At 71.8% G+C, this 17,883-nt stretch carries 19 protein-coding genes and 1 pseudogene; 5 read left to right on the top strand and 15 right to left on the bottom strand.

Annotation, left to right across the window (positions count from 1 at the left end):
* Nucleotides 1-108 precede the first annotated feature (108 nt).
* On the bottom strand, nt 109-1,569 hold the full coding sequence (locus IW256_RS28310) for a carbon-nitrogen hydrolase family protein (protein WP_231403960.1): 1,461 nt from the start codon (nt 1,567-1,569) through the stop codon (nt 109-111).
* Between the two features lie 247 nt (nt 1,570-1,816).
* Here IW256_RS28310 and IW256_RS28305 point away from each other — a divergent pair, with 247 nt between their 5' ends.
* Nucleotides 1,817-2,572, top strand: coding sequence for a hypothetical protein (locus IW256_RS28305; RefSeq protein ID WP_197013848.1), 756 nt, complete (start codon nt 1,817-1,819; stop codon nt 2,570-2,572).
* 61 nt (nt 2,573-2,633) lie between these two features.
* On the opposite strand, the gene IW256_RS28300 is transcribed toward IW256_RS28305, so the two are convergent.
* Both IW256_RS28300 and IW256_RS28295 read right to left on the bottom strand, forming a co-directional pair.
* Entirely contained in the window at nt 2,634-3,632 is a 999-nt protein-coding gene (locus tag IW256_RS28300) for a hypothetical protein (protein WP_197013847.1), read from the bottom strand.
* 121 nt (nt 3,633-3,753) lie between these two features.
* Entirely contained in the window at nt 3,754-4,113 is a 360-nt protein-coding gene (locus IW256_RS28295; protein ID WP_197013846.1) for a histone-like nucleoid-structuring protein Lsr2, read from the bottom strand.
* A 123-nt stretch (nt 4,114-4,236) separates the two neighbouring features.
* Between IW256_RS28295 and pip the strand changes: the two genes are divergently transcribed.
* Nucleotides 4,237-5,187: a prolyl aminopeptidase gene (gene pip / locus IW256_RS28290; RefSeq protein WP_197013845.1), complete on the top strand. Its 951-nt coding sequence runs from the start codon at nt 4,237-4,239 to the stop codon at nt 5,185-5,187.
* A gap of 22 nt (nt 5,188-5,209) precedes the next feature.
* On the opposite strand, the gene IW256_RS28285 is transcribed toward pip, so the two are convergent.
* The 4 genes from IW256_RS28285 to IW256_RS28270 all read right to left on the bottom strand — a co-directional run bounded on the left by IW256_RS28285 (nt 5,210) and on the right by IW256_RS28270 (nt 9,147).
* Nucleotides 5,210-6,025 carry a methyltransferase domain-containing protein gene (locus tag IW256_RS28285; RefSeq protein WP_197013844.1) on the bottom strand — a complete coding sequence of 272 codons (816 nt, stop codon included), beginning with the start codon at nt 6,023-6,025 and terminating at the stop codon, nt 5,210-5,212.
* A gap of 117 nt (nt 6,026-6,142) precedes the next feature.
* Complete coding sequence (locus IW256_RS28280; protein WP_197013843.1) at nt 6,143-6,739, bottom strand: hypothetical protein; 597 nt, start codon at nt 6,737-6,739, stop codon at nt 6,143-6,145.
* Complete coding sequence (locus IW256_RS28275) at nt 6,739-7,947, bottom strand: DUF2515 family protein (protein ID WP_197013842.1); 1,209 nt, start codon at nt 7,945-7,947, stop codon at nt 6,739-6,741. The genes IW256_RS28280 and IW256_RS28275 overlap by 1 nt, the downstream gene beginning before the upstream one ends.
* Nucleotides 7,948-8,169: 222 nt before the next feature.
* Complete coding sequence (locus IW256_RS28270) at nt 8,170-9,147, bottom strand: helix-turn-helix transcriptional regulator (RefSeq protein WP_197013841.1); 978 nt, start codon at nt 9,145-9,147, stop codon at nt 8,170-8,172.
* Nucleotides 9,148-9,208: 61 nt separating this feature from the next.
* On the opposite strand from IW256_RS28270, the gene IW256_RS28265 reads away from it, so the two are divergent.
* Nucleotides 9,209-10,426, top strand: a complete 1,218-nt coding sequence (locus tag IW256_RS28265) for an epoxide hydrolase family protein (RefSeq protein WP_197013840.1) — start codon at nt 9,209-9,211, stop codon at nt 10,424-10,426.
* An 83-nt stretch (nt 10,427-10,509) separates the two neighbouring features.
* Here IW256_RS28265 and IW256_RS28260 read toward each other — a convergent pair whose 3' ends face one another.
* Both IW256_RS28260 and IW256_RS28255 read right to left on the bottom strand, forming a co-directional pair.
* The gene (locus IW256_RS28260) at nt 10,510-11,490 is read right to left on the bottom strand and encodes a glycoside hydrolase family protein (RefSeq protein ID WP_197013839.1); all 981 of its coding nucleotides are present in this window, start codon (nt 11,488-11,490) and stop codon (nt 10,510-10,512) included.
* On the bottom strand, nt 11,487-12,050 hold the full coding sequence (locus IW256_RS28255; protein ID WP_197013838.1) for a PadR family transcriptional regulator: 564 nt from the start codon (nt 12,048-12,050) through the stop codon (nt 11,487-11,489). Before IW256_RS28255 ends, IW256_RS28260 begins: the two co-directional genes overlap by 4 nt.
* Here IW256_RS28255 and IW256_RS28250 point away from each other — a divergent pair.
* Complete coding sequence (locus IW256_RS28250) at nt 12,049-12,204, top strand: hypothetical protein (RefSeq protein ID WP_197013837.1); 156 nt, start codon at nt 12,049-12,051, stop codon at nt 12,202-12,204. The genes IW256_RS28255 and IW256_RS28250 overlap by 2 nt on opposite strands.
* A 24-nt stretch (nt 12,205-12,228) precedes the next feature.
* Here the strand turns inward: IW256_RS28250 and IW256_RS28245 are convergent, their stop codons facing one another.
* From IW256_RS28245 to IW256_RS28230, 4 genes are all read right to left on the bottom strand, one after another.
* On the bottom strand, nt 12,229-13,359 hold the full coding sequence (locus IW256_RS28245) for an FAD-dependent monooxygenase (RefSeq protein ID WP_197013836.1): 1,131 nt from the start codon (nt 13,357-13,359) through the stop codon (nt 12,229-12,231).
* 17 nt (nt 13,360-13,376) lie between these two features.
* Nucleotides 13,377-13,787, bottom strand: coding sequence for a hypothetical protein (locus IW256_RS28240; RefSeq protein ID WP_197013835.1), 411 nt, complete (start codon nt 13,785-13,787; stop codon nt 13,377-13,379).
* Between the two features lie 90 nt (nt 13,788-13,877).
* On the bottom strand, nt 13,878-14,528 hold the full coding sequence (locus tag IW256_RS28235; protein WP_197013834.1) for a hypothetical protein: 651 nt from the start codon (nt 14,526-14,528) through the stop codon (nt 13,878-13,880).
* Between the two features lie 11 nt (nt 14,529-14,539).
* On the bottom strand, nt 14,540-15,175 hold the full coding sequence (locus IW256_RS28230; protein WP_197013833.1) for a DUF2867 domain-containing protein: 636 nt from the start codon (nt 15,173-15,175) through the stop codon (nt 14,540-14,542).
* 122 nt (nt 15,176-15,297) lie between these two features.
* Between IW256_RS28230 and IW256_RS28225 the strand changes: the two genes are divergently transcribed.
* Nucleotides 15,298-15,861, top strand: a complete 564-nt coding sequence (locus tag IW256_RS28225) for a TetR/AcrR family transcriptional regulator (RefSeq protein ID WP_197013832.1) — start codon at nt 15,298-15,300, stop codon at nt 15,859-15,861.
* Nucleotides 15,862-16,090: 229 nt separating this feature from the next.
* Here IW256_RS28225 and IW256_RS41545 read toward each other — a convergent pair.
* Nucleotides 16,091-16,162 (bottom strand): annotated as a pseudogene (locus IW256_RS41545) (DUF397 domain-containing protein); the annotation flags it as partial.
* A 138-nt stretch (nt 16,163-16,300) separates the two neighbouring features.
* Nucleotides 16,301-17,842, bottom strand: a complete 1,542-nt coding sequence (locus IW256_RS28215) for an MFS transporter (RefSeq protein ID WP_197013831.1) — start codon at nt 17,840-17,842, stop codon at nt 16,301-16,303.
* Nucleotides 17,843-17,883: the final 41 nt, after the last annotated feature.

Below are 17,883 nucleotides of genomic sequence, written 5' to 3'. Positions count from 1 at the left end.
GCCCGGCGCGACCCGCCGGAGGGCGCCCCCGGGAGGGTGCTCCCCCGGAGGACGGCCCGCCGGAGGACGGCCCCCGGAGGACGGCCCGCCGGAGAGCGGCGCGGTCGCTCAGGGCGCGGTCCAGTGGTCGTGCCACAGGTCGTAGGCGGCGCCCGGGAGAACGGTGGGGAGGGCGCGGGAGCCGTCCTCGGCCGGGTCGAGCAGGGCGGGCTCGTCACCGGCCTCCGCGCGGGCGAACTGCACGTTCCCCGCGTAGGTGAGCCGGTCGAGCCCCTCCGGACCGGCCACCAGGCAGGTGTAGCGGGTGCCCTCCAACTCGTCCGGCGGGATGACGGTGCCGATCACCAGGCTGTTGGAGACGGTGGTCCAGCTGCCGAGCGTGGCGATCTGGCGCTCGGCGCCCTGCTGCTCCCACCGGTACCGGAGGATCGGCTTGGAGAAGATCGGGACCAGCAGGTGCGAGACGCCGCAGGACAGCAGCTCGCGCTCCCAGCCGATCGACCGGCTCAGATCCTCGCAGATCAGGACGGCGAGGCGGCCCAGCGCCATGTCGAGCAGGGCGATCGTCGCCCCGGGCGCCAGGTACTCGTCGGCGGTGCCGGCGGACGGCGCGCCGGGCAGCCGCCACAGGCGCATCTGGCCGGCGTCCAGGGTGAAGCCCGACAGCTTGTCCTGGACCAGCAGCTCCCGGCCGGTCCAGCGGTCCAGCAGCACGGCCCGGTTGGGCGGGGGGTCGCCGCCGCCCAGCGGGCCGCTGCCGAGCATGATGAAGCGCAGCGGGTGGCGGTCGCGGTCGCGCCCCGCCGTCTCGAACGCGACCTCCTTCCAGTGCTCCAGGAGTTCGTCCGACAGCGATACCTCGGGCATCACCGCGATCTGGGCGCCCGCCTCGTCCAGCCGCCGCACGGTCTTCTCGATCCGGTTGCGCAGGGTGCGCGAGTCCTTCGGGCGCAGCCGGTAGACGGTCATGCCGTACCGCCGCTCGAAGCCGATCTCGATGTCGTCGAAGGTCTCGAGCACGGGCGCGCAGGCGACGTTCACCGGCTCGTCCCGGTTGAAGTGCGCGTCGTGGACGGCGGGCAGCACGGTGTGGTCGACCCGGGCCCACGCCTCGGGCGGGATCCGGTGGACGCCGAAGAACTCGGCCTTGGCCCGCCTTCCGCGCGGGCGGCCGGGGAAGGCGCAGCGGGGGAGCAACGCGCCGTCCCGCTCGTCGGCGTTGAAGCGGCCCTCGGTGAGGTAGCGGATCAGCACGCCGCTCAGCGCCGGGGCGTCGTGGTACGGGCCGTAGGGGTTGGCGTGCGCGAGCGCGCCGTCGAGCCCCAGCAGGATCGCGAACCGGCCGCGGTCGCCCTCCGCCTCGATGATCTCGCCGGTCACCTCGGGGTCGAGCGAGCCGAGCGCCAGGACGATCTCGGCGATCTCCTCGGCCTGGCGCCGCACCGCGGGGTCGTCGTACCACATCGTCGCCTCCCAGCCCTGGAAGCGGCGGTCCGGGAGGGAGTCGTAGAGCCGGATGAAGAGATCAGCTGGATCGGCGGGGTGGGCCCCTCGGGCAGGTGCCTCCAACTGATCCGTCATAAGCGTCCCCCAGGGGTTGACAGGGGTGGTCAAGGGATGATCGATCGATGCTAACCGGGGAGCGGTGCCCCCATCAGTGGCATCTGATACAGAAAGTCATCACGATGTTGCCGATCCGGCATCTCGGATCGATCACGGCCGCCGGAAGGGTGCGGAATCCCTCACTTGACATTCACTTGGCAGGGGCGCACTCTTGAGTGGGTAAGCCCTTCCTCGACGACGTGGGATGTGAGCCGTGAACGCAGGAGCACAGGCGAAGGGGCGGCTGCCGCAGCTGGGCCACGACCGCAGGAGCGAGGCCAGGCGGCTCTTCGACGCGATGGAGCATTCCAAGAAGATCACCGACGGGCAGTTCAGCGCCCTGGGCATGCTCATCACCGACGCCTCGCTGTGCGGGGACGAACCGGCGCTCACCGCGGTGCAGGACGGCCTGCAGTGGCTGCACCGCAACTATCTCGACACGCCCGCGCTGGACGGCGACCAGCGGGAGGAGCGCGGCCGGGTACTCGGCCTCATCGACACCGTCCACTGGGCCCTGCGGCGCCTGCCGTCCGGGCTCCAGCTGTCCCTGCACCCCGACGGGCACGCCGCGCGCTTCCTGGTCGCGGTCGCGCGCCGGCAGGGGCTGTCCAACCGGCAGCTCGCCGCCGAGCTGGGCACCGACGAGACCGAGATCAGCCGGGTCGGCCGCAAGCTGCTGTCGGCGGGCGTGGTCTGGCGGCGCAAGGAGTGGCGGCACAACGCCTGGGACATCACGCCGCGCGGGCTGCAGTACGCGCAGAACGCGGGCCTGCTGCGGGACGAGGCCGTTCCGGCGGCCCGGTCGCGCGGGGGCCTGGAGGGGCGGCCCCGCCCGGACGGCGCCGAGCGCGCGCGCCCCGACGAGACCCCGGAACGGGCCGAGCGGGCCCAGGAGCCGGGGCGTGCCGAGCGCACCGGGCGTCCCGGGCAGCCCCGCCGTCCCGGAGGTCACGGCCGCGCCCACGGGTGAGAACGCGCCACGGGTGAGAACGCGCCGCGGGTGTGACGGTGCTCCGGGGCGTGGACGCGCGTTAGCGGGAGACGGTGTCCAGACCGGCCAGCGGATCCCAGTCGGCGGCGTAGTGGATCAGTGAGCGCGACAGGTCCTCGTGCCGCCGCTCCCAGAGGTCGTCGAACAGGAACCACTGCTGGAACCCGAAGGTGCCGCACATGTGCATCGCGGCCTGGGCGAGGTGCTCGCCGACGCTGATGAGCGTCCGCCCGGGGTCGCGGCCGGAGGGGAGGCCGCCCTGCCGCGCCACCACGTCCATGGCCTGCGCGTGGACCTCCGGATGCGCGCCGAGCAGCGACTGCGTGCCCACCATGGACTCGTAGTCGGGCCACAGGTTGCACCGGCGCAGCGCATCGCCGATGTCGCCGTCCGCGGGGGCGACCAGGGCGCGCAGGACGCGGAGCTCCTGCGGCCAGTCCTCCATCCCTTCCCCGGCCGTGCGGAGCCGCTCGGCCAGCTCCGGCAACCGCACCCCTTCGAAGACGAAGGGCGGTTGCCAGCAGATGCTGTCGCCGTCGTAATGCGTGAGCAGCAGCGCGGTCGTCCGGCCCGCGCCCTCCCCGCTCTCGACCGCGTCCCCGTTCTCGACCGCGTCCTCGGGAAGCGGCCACGCGTCGTGCAGAAGGTAGGCCAGCCGGTCAGGATGGGCCTCCACCAGGACGTCGTCGAAGAAGAAGTAGGGGACGACCACCTCGTCGTCGTCGGTCAGGGCCCGCACGCCGTGCTCGCCGACCAGCACCTCGCCCTCGACGTAGAGGTGCTCCTGGAGCACGTCCCGCAGCTCCCGCCACGTCCGGGGCGCCTTCACCGCGTGTACGCGCGCGGCCTCGAAGACCGAGGCCAGGCCGTAGACCTCCCCGCCCAGGTCGTCATCGACCCAGCGCCAGGCGTCCTGCCCGCCGTCGACGACCGCCGTCCAGCCGCGCCGGAACCAGTCGAGCACCGAGGCGTCCGGCAGCCGCCGGACCCGCTTGCTGAGCGGCCCCTCGTAGTGGGTGCGGTAGACGAAGTAGGTCATGGCGGGTCAGCGTGCCAGAGCCCACCGACATTTCGTCCGCGTGGTCCGGGGAGGGCCCCGCAACGAAACGGGCGGCGCGACAACGCGCCGCCCGTCCCGGAACTACCGGATGCGCGACCCCCTACGCGTCGGGCTTGGCGTCGGGATGCGCCTCGATGAACGCCGCGTAGACCTCATCGGCGATCGAGCCCTTCTCCGAGACCTCGACCCCGTTGTTCTGAGCCCACTCGCGAACGTCGGAGTTGGTGTACCCCTTGACCTTCGCCGGGCTCGCGGCCTTGCGCCCGCGGCCCGCCGCCTTCACCTCGCGGGCCTTCTCCACGAACGCATCGATCGTCTCGATGGCGTCGCGCAGCCGCTTGTCGTTGGCGTCGCTCAGATCGATCGTGAACTTCCGTCCCAGGACGTCGAAGTCACGCTTGGCGACGTCGCTCTCCTCGGTGCCGTCCATGTCGTCAACGAGGATGACCTTCTCGGCCATGTGGTCCTTTCCGCTAGCTGGGCTTACAGACGCTAGCGGAATCCGGGGCCTGGTCGGGCCGCTTGGACGGCGTGCCCCCGGGTTCGGTCCGCGGTACGCCCGGCACCGCGAGATGATCTCTCCGTGAAGACGTTCTATCCCCCGATCGAACCGTACGACAGCGGACGCCTGGCCGTCGGCGACGGCCACGAGATCTACTGGGAGGTCTGCGGGAACCCTGACGGCAAGCCCGCGGTGCTCCTGCACGGCGGGCCGGGCGGCGGCCTGATCCCGGTGTTCCGGCAGTTCTTCGACCCGGACGCCTACCGCGTCGTGCTGTTCGACCAGCGCGGCTGCGGCCGCAGCACCCCGCACGGCGGGGACCCGGGCGGGTCCATGGCCGCCAACACGACCTGGCATCTGGTGGCCGACATCGAACGGCTCCGCGAGCACCTGGGAATCGAACGCTGGCTGGTGCACGGCGGCTCGTGGGGCAGCACCCTCGCGCTCGCCTACGCCCAGGCTCACCCCGACCGGGTCACCGAGATGGTGCTGCGCGGGATCTACCTCGCCCGGTCCTCCGACGAGGAGTGGGCCTTCACCCCGTCCGGGGCCGCGCAGCTGTTTCCTGACGAGTGGGCGGCGTTCCGCGACGCCGTATCGCCGGACGAGCACGGCGACCTCCTGGCCGCCTACGGGCGGCGGCTGTCCGATCCCGACCCGGCGGTGCACCTCCCGGCCGCCCGTGCCTGGGCGGCCTGGGAGCTGTCGGCCGGCACGCTGCTCCCGGCGCCCCCACCGGAGTTCGACGACCGGACGCTCCTCGGGTTCGCGCGCATCGAGCAGCACTACTTCGTCAACGGCTGCTTCCTGGAGGAGGACCAGCTCATCCGGGACGTTCACCGCATCCGGCACATCCCCGCCGTCATCGTCAACGGCCGCTACGACATGAAGACACCGCCGGGCGGCGCGTACGAGCTGCACCGGGCCTGGCCCGAGGCGGAGTTCCACATCGTCCCCGACGCCGGGCACAGCGGCGCGGAGCCGGGCACCCTGCACCTGCTGATCGACGCCACCGACCGCTTCCGGCCGTGACCGGCGGCGTCACCCGGCGGTGTCACCCGGCGGCGGCGTCACCCGCGGGCCGGCGTCCGAGCGCGCAGTACTGGGACAGGAAGAGGTCGAAGCGGGGCCCCTCGCGGTCCAGCCGCTCGAACGCCGCGCCCCACTCCTCGACCCGCTCGCGGGTGGCCAGCCCCTCGGCGACCAGCAGCTCCCGGGCCGCCCAGGCGGGCGGCCGGAGCCCGGGTCGCGAGGTCAGGACCTGGGGCCGTTCGTGGACCTCCACCGCCTCCAGCCCGGCCCCGGCCAGCAGCTCGCCGAGCCGGAGCCCGACCGACAGATCGTTGCCGCGGCGGGCGTGCAGGGCGCGGTAGGCGGTGTTGAGGTCCTCCAGTACGGGGATCACCGGCTCGCTCCGGATGCCCTCCGCGTCGATGTCCACCAGGTACACGCAGCCGCCCGGCCGCGCCAGGGAGGCGAGATGGCCGACGATGGACCGCTCGTGGCCGCCGTTGTGGGCGAGGACGTGGCGCATCATCACCACGTCCATCGACCCGGGGCCGAGCCCCGTGGCGTCCGCGTCCCCCTGCCGGAACCGGACGTTGGTGAGGCCGACCCGGGCCGCCAGCCGCCGCGCGGTCGACACGGCGGCGAGGTCCCGGTCCACGCCCTGGACGTAGCCCCGGGAGCCGACGATCCGCGCCAGCACGATGGAGATCGCCCCGGGGCCGCAGCCCACGTCGGCGATACGCGCGCCCGGGCGGACGCCGGCCGCGTTCCACAGCTCGCGCTCGTCCTTCAGCGCGGTCTCGGCCATCTGCCGGTACCGCGCCACCTCGGCCTCGCTGAGCGCCAGCGAATATTCGGCCATACCTGGAGTATGCGCACGTCACGGCCTCGCCACACGCGCCGCGTCCCGGGCGCGGCCCGCCGCCCGGTCACGGCCCGGTGCGGCCCGGCGGGGCGGGCGTGACCGGGCGACCGCCGCTCAGCCCTGGCGGGGCCAGACGAAGGAGAGGTTGACCACGGCCGGGCGCTCGTCGCTGAACGAGTTGAGGATCTCGATGGCGGGTGCCGGGCCGCCGGAGCCGCCCAGGGGCTTGCTGTGGGAGACGCCGGTGAAGGCCGTGTCCGAGAAATCCTCCTTGCCGTCGCGGCGCTGCTCCATGCGGCGCTTGTACCAGGCGTCGATGTTGCGCAGGTCGATGGACCACTCCTTGCCCAGCCGCTTCGCCCGCTCGTACGCGTCCTCGGTGGTGGCCGCCCGGAAGAACAGGTCGAGGTTGCGGATGACCTCGCCTTCGCGGCGCCCCATGACCTTTTCGACGCGGCCGTCGAAGGAGGCGCCCGCGGGGAGGGCGAGGCGCACCTGGACTCCGCCGTGGAGTTCGAACGCCGACAGCTTGTTGGGCCAGCGGACGTCCTTCGTGGTGTGGCCCTTGCTCAGATTCCAGTCGAGGGTTCCCTTGGCCGGGGCGGAGGACGGGGTCACGGGTTTCACGGTCGCCTTCTCGTCCTCGCACGCGGCCATCGTGACCGTGAGAAGAACGGTGAGCAGGAGTGCGGGGAGCATGCGGAGAGACATCAGCACACACCGTCCCTGGGGTTGTAACCGATGGGGATGAGCCGGCCCTCGGCGGCCCTGTCTCCGGGCTGGCGCCCGACCTCGCGGCGTATCCGGTCCGGGTCCGTTCTCAGCAGTTCCTGGTATCGCGGCAGCATATCCTCGGAAATCCACTTCCAGCGGGAGTCGAAGGTGGCGATGTTGCCGGTCGCGATGGGCGCGCGCAACGTGATGTCGTCCACCGGGATCGACTGGCAGGGGCCCCATGGTGTCAGGCATATCTGATCAGGAAGGTCGACGGTGGCGAGTTCGTTGACCACGTCCCGGAAAGGCCTGCCGCCGGGAATCGGGGACTCGCTGGTCTGGCCCATCATGTAGGTCACGGCGAGTCCGAGAAGCCCGTGGTGGTTTTTCATCTCATCGTAGTCGTCCTGAAGAATGGTCTTCTGTTCCCGGTAGAGCAGTGCCTCGTTGCCGCGGCTGACGCGCTGGGGGTCGCCGGAGGCGATGTCCTCCCAGGCTTCCAGCGTGGCGCGCGGTATCTGGCCCGCGTCGGCCAGCCGGCGGATCTCCTCGATGCCGCCGCGGTCGTAGGCCAGGTGCTGCCAGCCCAGGTCCCGGAAGATCTGCTTGTGCATCGCGACGAACTTGTCCTCGAAGAATTCCAGTTCCTCCTCGGTCGCCCCGGCGATCGCCGCGATCAGCTCGTTCGGCATCATGGGGAACCGCTTCCGGAGGACCTCCTCCCGGACGTCCCGTGACAGTTTCCGCAGTACGTGCAGGTCCTGCATGCCGCCGTAGACGAGGCCGCCCGCGAGTGAGGCCATCCCCGCCCACTGCAGCTCGGGATTCCGCAGGTACAGGTCGGCGTAGTACCGGTAGACCGTCACCACGTTGTGGTCGTTGCACGACAGGCCACGGGAGGGGTCCCAGTCGTCGCAGTGGAACTGCTGCTGCCGGCAGAGCAGGTCCCAGTAGCCGTCGGCGTCGAGAGGCGGCGGAGTGGAGCCCGCCGCGGGGGCGCCGGAGACCGGCGGGGCGTCCGGGACCTTGCATTTCTCGGACGTGATCTTGGCGACCGAGCAGGAGATGCTGCGTAAGACCTGGTCGTCCAGCCCGGCCACGCTCACCACGGCGGCGACCACGCCCGCGAGCAGCAGCGAAACGGCGACGTAGGAGATCGCTGATTCCCCGCGCTCGCCTTTCGTATATGATCTTGAAAGGCCCATGCACCCTGACTCTCAGGGCTTCGCCGCCGGGAGCGACAGGGCCCTGGAGCCTGTTCTGGGCCTTGCCATGCTTATAAGGGCCAGGAGCTCTACCGATTTAGTGATTGACCATTTCGGTGGACCCCATTGATGAGCTGGTTGAATGCCGCCGCGGAGGGATCGCCATCGGCGTCCCGCGCCCCCGCGAGAACCGGTGACCACATCAGGACGGCCCCCCGCGCGTCAGCCGCGCCGGGCGTACCCGCCCGTTTCGAGCGCCGCGAGGCAGCGTGCGGCCTGTTCGCGCAGGGCGTCCGCCAGTTCGGGCGGCCCGCCGGCCAGGGTGAAGCCGGTGTCCAGCGAGGTGATCATCCAGACCAGGGCGGAGGGGGAGTCGGCGCCGACGTGCAGCAGGCAGCTCCGGTCGTCCACCGGCTCGACGACGCCCATGCCCGGCCAGATCCGTTCGGCCACGGACCCGGCCGGCTCGTGCAGGACGACCGTGGCCCGGTACGGCCACGCCTGCGAGGACAGCCGGCGCGCCACGTACGTCGCGACATCGCCGTCGGGCGGGGGACGGGGCGTGAACCTGGGGCCGGTCGGCGTGCGCGGGCTCAGCCGGTCCACGCGGAACGTGCGCCAGTCGTCCCGTTCGATGTCCCAGGCGACCAGGTACCAGTGCCTGCCGTAGCTGACCAGGCTGTGCGGCTCGGCGCAGCGGGCCGTCTCGCCGCCGCGGGGGCTGGTGTAGGTGAAGCGCAGCCGTTCGTGGCGGCGGCAGGCGTCGGCGATCGCCATCAGCGTGTCCGGGCTCACCGCGGGCCCGGTGCCGCCGACCCGGACGGTCGCCGTGTGCAGGGTGTTCACCCGGTGGCGCAGGCGGGGCGGGAGCACCTGTTCGAGCTTGGTGAGGGCTCGCAGCGAGGTCTCCTCGATCCCGGCCACCGGTCCGCCCGCCGCCGAACGGAGCCCGACCGCCACGGCGACCGCCTCGTCGTCGTCGAGCAGCAGGGGAGGCAGGGACGCCCCGGCCCCCAGCCGGTAACCGGCGGTGCCCTGCGTGGCGTTCACCGGGTACCCCAGTTCGCGCAGCCGGTCCACGTCCCGGCGCACCGTGCGCGTGGTGACGCCCAGCCGTTCGGCGAGTTCGGCGCCGGACCGGTCGCGATGGGTCTGCAAGAGCGACAGCAGGGTGAGCAGCCGCGCGGAGGTGTCCCGCATGCCGTCCAGATTGCCACCTCTTAGGAACGGCAGGGTCCTAAGAGCTTCCTAGCGTCGAGGCATGACGACCACGAACGAGGGCATCCGCCCGTTCCGCATCGATATCCCGCAGGCCCGGCTCGACGACCTGGCCGCCCGGCTGGCCGCCACCCGCTGGCCGGACGAGCTGCCGGGCGTCGGCTGGAGCCGCGGCGTCCCCCTGGGCTACCTGAAAGAGCTCGCCGAGTACTGGCGCACCGGCTACGACTGGCGGGCGCACGAGGCGGCGATCAACGAGCACCCGCAGTTCATGACCACGATCGGCGGGCAGAACGTCCACTTCCTGCACGTCCGCTCGCCCGAGCCCGGCGCCCTGCCGTTGATCCTGCTGCACGGCTGGCCCGGCGGGGTCGTGGACTTCCTCGACGTCGTCGGCCCCCTCTCGGACCCCCGCGCGCACGGCGGCGACCCGGCCGACGCCTTCCACCTGGTGATCCCGTCCCTCCCCGGGTTCGGGTTCTCCACGCCGCTGGCCGGGCCCGGCATGGGCGCCGCCCGGATGGCCGAGGTGCTCGCCGAGCTGATGTCCCGGCTCGGGTACGACCGGTACGGCGTCCAGGGGTACGACACCGGCGCGTGGGTCGCCCCCGAGGTGGGCCGACGGGCCCCGGACCGGGTCGCGGGCGTCCATGTCAACGCCCTGCTCACCTTCCCGATCGGGCAGGACGGCGAGATGGACGGTCTCACCAAGGTCGAGCAGAGCCGCTGGGAGTCCATGCAGAACTTCAATGACGGCTACCTCCAGTGCAACTCGAAGCGTCCGCAGACGGTGACGTACGCGCTGAACGACTCGCCGGCCGGCCAGCTCGCCTGGATCGTGGAGAAGTTCAAGGAGCTCACCGAGCCGGAGGAGGGGCTGCCCGAGGACGCCATCGACCGCGACCGCATCCTGACCGACGTCTCCCTGTACTGGCTGACCGGCACCGCCGGGTCGGCGGCCCAGATCTACTACGAGGAGATCACCGCGAACGCCTGGAGCGACGGCGGCGGCGAGTGGAGCGAGGGCGGCGGCTGGGGCGAGGGCGGCGGCGAGGGCGGCGACTGGGACGCGCCCTCACGCGGCACGGTGCCGACCGCCGTGCTGGTCTCCGCCCACGACGTGAGCATCCGCCGCTGGGCCGAGCGTGACCACAACGTCGTCCGCTGGACGGAACTGGGCAAGGGCGGCCACTTCCTCGCCATGGAGGAGCCGGACCTGCTGGTCGGCGACGTCCGCGAGTTCTTCCGGACGGTGCGCTGAGCCAGGGCGCCCGCGGGTCCGGCCCGCGGGCGCCACACCACGCCCGTCCGGCCGTGCCGGGAGGGGAGGCCGGCCGGGGCCGCTCAGCCTCCGTTGATCAACTCGCGGTAGACGTCGTAGGCGGGCTTGGGCTGGTAGCCGCTGGTCGTCAGCCCGAGCCGGGCGGTCGGTTCGGCGCGGGCGGAGTCGGCGTCGCGCAGGCCGAACAGTTCGTAGTGGGTGACGTTGTGGCGCGTGGCGGCGGCGGCCACCGTACGGATCATGATTTCGAGCCGGGCGGCCTGGTCCCCGGGCGTACGGTCGGGCCCGGTGGGGGTGCCGTTCTCGGCGACGTGAACGGGCACGTCCGGGCCGAGGTGGGCGCGGGGCATGCTCTGCTCCCGCAGCTGGCGCAGGGCGTGCTCGGTCAGCCCGGCCAGGGCGGATTCGGGCACGGGAGAGAAGGCGTCCGGATAGAGCCCCAGGCCCACGTAGTCGACGTGGGCCGCGAAGTCCGCGGGAGCGAGCGCCTCCAGGTGCGCCCAGAACTCCTCGTCGCCGCCGAGGAATTCGGGCGGTTCGGCGACGGAGAAGCCGAGCCGGACGTCATGGTGGCCCGCCGCGTCCAGCAGCCGCCGGGCGTGGCACGTTCCGGTGGTGAGGGCGTCGAGCACTCCGGGGGAACTGCCGTCGATCCAGGGCAGCTTGAAGTTGGGCTCCAGGGTGATCTGCAGGAAGCGGGCGATGGCCCCGTACCGGCGAACGGCCTGCTCGATGAAGGCCAGCCACCCGTCGATGTCGTACTCGTCGGGCAGGTAGCACAGGACCAGGTCGAGCCGGCGGTTTCCCGTGCCGTACCAGCGGTCGGGCATGGTCAGCTCGCGCATCCGCCGCTCGGGCGCCAGTACCCGTGCCTTCTCGGGGTCCGCGGGCGTGCCAAGGAAGTGCAGGTACTCCCGGACGACGAAGGGCCGCCCGCCGCTCAGCCCGCCGACCAGGCGGTCGATGGCCGCGGGGTCGTCCGGCGGGCCCGCCGTGGCGGCCACCTGGCCGGCGGCGTAGATGCCGTAGGTCAGTCCGCTCATGTCCGCCCCTTCGCCGGCCATGCCAGCTCGCCGAGGTCGATGCGCGCGATCAGCGCGCGGATCCATTCCGCTTCGGCGCGCAGCTGGTGCAGGACGAAGCCGACCTCGATCATGGTGATCTCCGGCAGGCCGGGGTCGCTCGCCCCCTCCAGCTCCGCGATCCGCTCGGCCAGCGACTCCAGCCGCCCGCGCAGTACGCGCGGGGCCTCAGCCCGGTCCAGCGCGCCGAGATAGGCCAGGGCGTCCACGAACGCCGAGGTGGTGACCTTGGCCTCGCGGATCTGGCGCCGCACCCGTTCCTGGAAGACGTCCCAGCCTTGATCGGTCAGGGCGTAGACGGTACGCGCCGGGCGGTTGCCCATCTGCTCGACTCCGGTCGGGGCCACCCATCCGGCCTCCGCCATCGACCGTACGAGCGTGTAGACGGAGCCGTTCTTGGCGTGCAGGTACGGATAGCGCTCGTTGAGCGCGACCGCCAGTGCGTACGGGTGCATCGGCTGCTCCACCAAAAGGCCGAGCAGCCGCAGGGTCAGTGGATTGTCCACCGCGGTCAGGGGCATGGCCGAATACTATCAGTCGTATACGGGTATTTGCCCCGAGCGCGACCACCCCGTCGTCCGCTGGGCCGAATCGGGGCCGCGGTCCTTTGCGAGCAGTGGACGGCCGGACGTGCCGGTCGGCGACGTCCGCGAGTTCTCCCGGATGCCGCGCTGAGGCGGGGAGCCGGCCGGGGCCGGGTCAGGACGGGAGGCCGACCAGCGCGTCGCGCCGGTCGATCGCCTCCCGGCTCCCGGGGATCAGTTCGGCGGCGTACTCGGCGGCCTTGGACTGCCCGTCAGCGACGACCGCCCGGTGCTCCGCCTCGTAGCGCGCGAAGGCGGCCCGGTGATCGCCGCCGCTCTCCCGGAGCGCCCCGGCCAGGGTGTACGCGCCCGTCATCGCCAGGGTCGTCCCGGCGCCCGACAGCAGCGCCGGGCAGTACCCGGCGTCCCCGACCAGGGCGAACCGGCCGCGTGTCCATCCGGGCATCCGCACCTGGCTCACCGCGTCGAAGTAGAAGTCCTCGGCCTGGAGTGCCTGCTCCAGGATCAGCGGCGTGCGCCAGGACATGCCCGCCAGGGCCTCGGCCAGCAGCCGCTTCTGCTCCGCGACGTCCCGGTGGTCGTAGTCCAGCGGCCGTACCTGGCGGAAGGCGAACAGCGCCTGGGCCGGGCGGTCCGGAACCGTGCGGGAGACGCCGACCATCCGGCCCGGCTCGTTGTAGACCGCGCCCCAGTGATCGGCGACCCCGTGGTCATCGGTCAGGGGCGCCGCCGCGGCGTAGTAGCCCAGATGGTGGACGAACCGCCCCTCCTCCCCGAAGGCCGGCCGCCGTACCGCCGAATGCAGCCCGTCCGCCCCCACGACCAGCCCGAACCTGCGGTCACCGCCCCGTTCCAGCGTCACGGTGACCCCGTCGGGATCCTCCCGTACGGAACGGATCGCGTCGCCGAACAGGTACTCGGTGCGGGCTGCCGACGCCCGGTGAAGGATCTCGGCCAGATCCCCGCGCGCCAGTTCCACCTCGTCGTCGTCCGGGGCGTCGGCGCTCCCGCGCAGGTCCATGCCCGCGACCCGTTCCCCCGCCGCGTTGACGAACCACAGCCCTTCCGTCCGGACCCGCGCCTCCCGGATCCGGGGCAGGACCCCCATCCGTCCGGCGACCGCGACGGCCCCGCCGCGCACGTCGATGGGGTTGCCGCCCGTACGCAGGCGGGGTTCCCGTTCCACGACGGTGGGCCGGAACCCGTACTCGGCGAGCCAGTACGCCAGTGTCGCCCCGGCGATCCCGGCCCCGCTGATCAGAACGGTCCGCTCGTCGTCCGTCAAGATCTCCCCGACCTCACTCACCGATCGCCGTAGGAGTCGTACGTGAGGTACTCGCCGAACTCGTCCGGGAGCCATTGGGGAGTTCCCCAGCGCCCGCCATGTTCGAGAGAACCCTCGTAGTCGATCTCCAAGACGCTGCCCTCGGGATGATCGCTCGTCGCGAGTCGCCGGTTCCTGCTGTACAGAAAGAGCGAAACGCTGGTGTGAGGCTTCCCGTCGATCGGCTCCATCCCCAGCACTCCTTCCCAGCACAACCGGAAGCCCTTGCCTTGTGGGGGCGAACTACGGATCCGGCAGGAGAACGCGTCCTCGCCCACCAGGCACTTCTCGATGGGCTCCGCGAGCGAGATCTGTTCCTGCAGAAGCGTGCTCAACTCGGCGATGAGCCGGATGATCCATCGCGGCCGCGGGTCATCTCTGTCGCTCACCTGGTAAGCATCCCATCCGATGAGCCGTTTTCATCGTGGTCACGCCCGTCACGGAATGGTCGCGCCCCTGATCCGAGCTGTGAACAGGGCCTAGCGGTATTTCTGAGGGAGCTTGACGCTCGGATGGTTCCCGACCGTGAAGACTCCGGCCGCGGCGGCCTTGAAGCCCTTGAGCTGGAGGGCCCAGGCGATGAACCCGGCGCCGTGGGCGTCGAGCGGGGAGAAGGCCGCGGGGCAACCCACCTGAAGGGCGTACCAGGGGTCGATGATGACGGCGTCGGCGCCCCAGCTCGCGGAGTTCGCGAGGGCGCCGTTCTGGTCCCGGTTGACGAGCACGAAGGTGTGCCCGCTGACCGGGGTCTTGACGACCGTGCAGATCTCGACGAGGGCCCCGCCGGGGAAGCGGCCGCCCTGGGCGACCAGGAGGCTGGTGACCACGCTCGCAAAGGCGTCGCACTGGCCGTGGAAGTAGGTCTCGTTCAGGCGGGCCAGACCCCAGTGGAGGTAGTCGTTGCCGGCGGCGGGGCCCGAGAGCAGTTGGTGGGCCTTCTTCGCCGAGGATTTGGCCGGGCCGATGCCCGTGACGTTGATGGGCCAGGGGTTCTGGATGTAGACCCCCTGCTCCGCGGAGTTGTCGTACGGGGCGGCGATCTTCGGCGACAGGGGCGATAAGAGATAGACGCGCTGGAACTCCGCGATGATCGCGAGAGCCCCGGGACCGGGCTGCTGATGAGGGTGCATGGTCGCAACCCTCACACCGATCGATCGCCCTTGCCAGCCATAGGTGAGTTGCCCCCCGGGCGGGGAAGCGGGCGGTTCCGCCAGGCGCGCTCCCACTGGCGGGTCAGCGCCGGATAGACGATCAGGTAGCGGAACGGTGCGATGACGGCCATGTAGAGCCGTCCGAACCGGCCGTTGGGCTTGACCAGGACCGCCATCCGCAGCTCGTGCCCGCCGTCGCCGGTCGGTACCCACCCCAGGTGCATGATGGTGTGGACGGTCCTGTTCGCCAGTTCTCGAACGGACTCGTCGCGGAGTTCGTACACGGGAGTGAACGGGGTGCCGGCGGAGCCGGATTCGTCCACGGTCTCGCGGAGGTCGGCCGGCAGGCGGTCGCGTAGGGGCCGAACCCGCTTCCCGAGGCCCGCCTTCTGCTCGTCCCAGCCGAGCAGGGCGCCGAGCTTCCAGCGCACCGCGAACAGGAACCGGACCGGAGGGGCCTGCTTGGCGAACCCGCCGTCCGCCCGCATCGCCTCCAGCATCAGCGGGAGGTCGTCGGGCCCGGCGCCGGGCGTGCGGAAGGACCACACGTCCTCGGTCCGGAAATCGCGGGTGAACTCGTGGATCCGCCATGGCCGATCGGTATGGGCCGTGAGGGGGAGCTTCATGGCCGCCGCCTTTCCTGTCCCGGGACGTCGCCCGCCGTTCCTTTTATACGCTTGCGTACAGCCGAGGTTAGACCCGATATACGGTGGCGTATATCGGGTGGACGGGTGAGGTGGGACACATCGTGGGCGCTGCTCGCACACCGCGCGACAGATGGGTGGAGGAAGGTCTCCAGGCCCTGGCCGACGGGGGGCCGGACGCCGTCAGGGTGGAGGCCCTGGCGAAGCGGCTCGGTGTCACCAAGGGCGGGTTCTACGGATATTTCGCCGACCGCGGCGCACTGCTGGAGGCGATGCTGGACACCTGGGAGCGGGAGAGCACCGACGAGGTGATCGACCGGATCGAGCGCGAGGGCGGGGACCCGAAGACCAAGATCCAGCGTGCGGGCATGCTCACCTTCTCCAGCGACCGGCTGCTCCACATCGACCTCGCGGTCCGCGACTGGGCCCGGCGTGACGAGGCGGTCGCCGAGCGCCTGCGGCGGGTGGACGACCGGCGCATGGCCCTGCTGCGCGAGATGATCGGCACCTTCTGCTCCGATCCCGACGAGGTCGAGGCCCGCAGCCTGATCGCCTTCTGTACGGCGATCGGGCACCACTCCCTCGCCGCAGGTCATGAGGGCCGCACTCGAGCCGAGGTTCTCGCCCGAGCCGCCGACCTGATCCTCGACCGCACCCGCGGCCGGTAGGGCGTTCGGACCCGGGACCGGACGTCAGCAGGACACGGCGCCGCACGCGACACAGCACGCGCGTCGCGGCGGGCGATCGGACGACATAGGGCCCTTGACGCCTACCCGCTGTGCCCGGTCGAGCGGAGGGCCCGGACGAACGCGGCCCATTCGCTGGGAGTGAGATCGAGGATGGGGCTCGCATGCCCTGCTTGCTGTCGCGTACGCCGATCGTCCCGTGCACGGAACGGGCGACTTCGACGCATGCCTCGCCGGGATCGCTGTGCCCGGACTTGCGCCAAGAGGAGTACTGCCTGGTCATGAGGAGGGTCCGATCTCGTTCTCAAGGTCGTCGGCCGCATCACCGTCGCGGACGAGGGTGGGACGTCCGAGCCGCGCGTCCGTGCCCAGGGATACCCGTGCGACGTCGCCGAGCCGGCGGAGTGCGGTCGCGGGCTGCTCACCGTGCAGGCTCTCGCGACCCGGTGGAACTGGACGGGGGACGCCCGGGGCCGGACCGTCCAGGCCCTCTTCGCAGCGCGATGGGGATGAGGGGGGTCACCAGCGCGAGGAGTACGGCGCTCACCAGGGCGGCCGTGGTCGTCGCCTCGGTGTACGCGGCCGACGCGGCGGCCAGGAGACCGGCGGGGCCTTCCTCCGCGGCGGCGCCCGCGACGGTCTCCAGCGCGGCGGGCGCGGTGCCCGGCGGGGCCGTGTCCTCCATGGTGGTGCGGTAGACGGTGTTCGCGATCGTGCCCATGACGGCGATCCCGAGGGCGGCGCCGAGCTCGTTGCCGGTCTCGGAGATCCCGGCGGCGACCCCCGCGCGTCCGGGCGGGGCCGTGCCGAGGATCAGGTCGTTGGCGATGGTGCCGATGATCCCGATGCCGGACGTGAGGACCGTGTAGCCGCAGACGAACACCCACAGGGACGTGCCCGGCTCCAGGGTCGAGATCACGGCGAACCCGGCGGCGGCGACGGCCGTTCCCGAGGTGACCAGGGCGGCGGGGCCGAGCCGGGGGCCGAGGACGGTCGCGAGCCCGGCGCCCGCGAACGTCCCGGCGAAGGTCGGGAGCGCCCACAGCGCCGCCTGGAGCGGGCTCAGCCCGTGGACCGCCTGCATGAACGTGAACGCCAGCACGCCGACGCCCGCCGCGGCCAGCGCGGCGACCGTGTTGGCCCCGACCGCGGCGGCGAACGCCGGGACGCGGAACAGGCCCACGTCGATCAGGGGGTGGGCGGCCCGCCGCTGCCTCTGGACGAACGCCGCGGCCAGGACGATCCCCAGGGCGGCGGCGGTGGCGGACGTGCCGTCCGGTCCGTGCTCGGTCAGGTGCTTCATCGCGTACACCAGGCTGAGGATCGCGAGCAGTGACGCCGCCGCGCCGGGCAGGTCGAACCGCGACCGGGCCGGGCCGCGGGACTCGGGGATCAGGAACGGCGCCGCCACCAGGAGCAGGGCCATGACCGGCACGTTGATCAGGAAGATCGAGCCCCACCAGAAGTGCTCCAGCAGTACCCCGCCGACGATGGGGCCGGCGACCGATCCGCCGGTGAAGGCGACGGTCCACGCGCCCACCGCCGTCCGCCGCCGGTCCTCGTTTGCGAACATCGCGCGGATCAGCGAGAGCGTGGACGGGGCCAGGGTGGCGCCGCCGACGCCGAGGAGGGCGCGGCCCAGGATGAGCAGTCCGGGGGACGGGGCGAAGGCGATCAGGGCCGAGGCCGTCCCGAAGAGCAGCGCCCCGGCGGTCAGCATCCGGCGGCGGCCGACGCGGTCGCCGAGACCGCCCATCGTGATCAGCAGGCCCGCCATGACGAAGCCGTAGACGTCCATCATCCACAGCCACTGCGTGGCGGTCGGGTCCAGCGCCTCCGCGATGGTCGGCCCGGCCACGAACAGGATCGCCAGGTCCATCGAGGTCAGCAGGGCGGGCAGCAGGAGCACGGCCAGGCCCCACCAGGCGCGGGCGGGCGTGCGGGCGGCGAGATCGGAGGGCATGGCGTGATCGTACGTACGTACAAATCCATCGTCAAACGTAC

The organism is Actinomadura viridis (genome assembly GCF_015751755.1).
GTDB classification, from domain to species: Bacteria; Actinomycetota; Actinomycetes; order Streptosporangiales; family Streptosporangiaceae; genus Spirillospora; species Spirillospora viridis.
This window is presented reverse-complemented; position numbering and strand designations above follow the sequence as displayed.

Bases quoted from the DNA above. Each gene is read 5' to 3' on its own strand.
- IW256_RS28300 (WP_197013847.1), bottom strand. From the start codon at position 3,632: ATGACCTACTTCGTCTACCGCACCCACTACGAGGGGCCGCTCAGCAAG.
- IW256_RS28295 (WP_197013846.1), bottom strand. From the start codon at position 4,113: ATGGCCGAGAAGGTCATCCTCGTTGACGACATGGACGGCACCGAGGAG.
- IW256_RS28285 (WP_197013844.1), bottom strand. From the start codon at position 6,025: ATGGCCGAATATTCGCTGGCGCTCAGCGAGGCCGAGGTGGCGCGGTAC.
- IW256_RS28280 (WP_197013843.1), bottom strand. From the start codon at position 6,739: ATGTCTCTCCGCATGCTCCCCGCACTCCTGCTCACCGTTCTTCTCACG.
- IW256_RS28275 (WP_197013842.1), bottom strand. From the start codon at position 7,947: ATGGGCCTTTCAAGATCATATACGAAAGGCGAGCGCGGGGAATCAGCG.
- IW256_RS28270 (WP_197013841.1), bottom strand. From the start codon at position 9,147: ATGCGGGACACCTCCGCGCGGCTGCTCACCCTGCTGTCGCTCTTGCAG.
- IW256_RS28265 (WP_197013840.1), top strand. From the start codon at position 9,209: ATGACGACCACGAACGAGGGCATCCGCCCGTTCCGCATCGATATCCCG.
- IW256_RS28260 (WP_197013839.1), bottom strand. From the start codon at position 11,490: ATGAGCGGACTGACCTACGGCATCTACGCCGCCGGCCAGGTGGCCGCC.
- IW256_RS28250 (WP_197013837.1), top strand. From the start codon at position 12,049: ATGGCCGAATACTATCAGTCGTATACGGGTATTTGCCCCGAGCGCGAC.
- IW256_RS28255 (WP_197013838.1), bottom strand. From the start codon at position 12,050: ATGCCCCTGACCGCGGTGGACAATCCACTGACCCTGCGGCTGCTCGGC.
- IW256_RS28235 (WP_197013834.1), bottom strand. From the start codon at position 14,528: ATGCACCCTCATCAGCAGCCCGGTCCCGGGGCTCTCGCGATCATCGCG.
- IW256_RS28230 (WP_197013833.1), bottom strand. From the start codon at position 15,175: ATGAAGCTCCCCCTCACGGCCCATACCGATCGGCCATGGCGGATCCAC.
- IW256_RS28215 (WP_197013831.1), bottom strand. From the start codon at position 17,842: ATGCCCTCCGATCTCGCCGCCCGCACGCCCGCCCGCGCCTGGTGGGGC.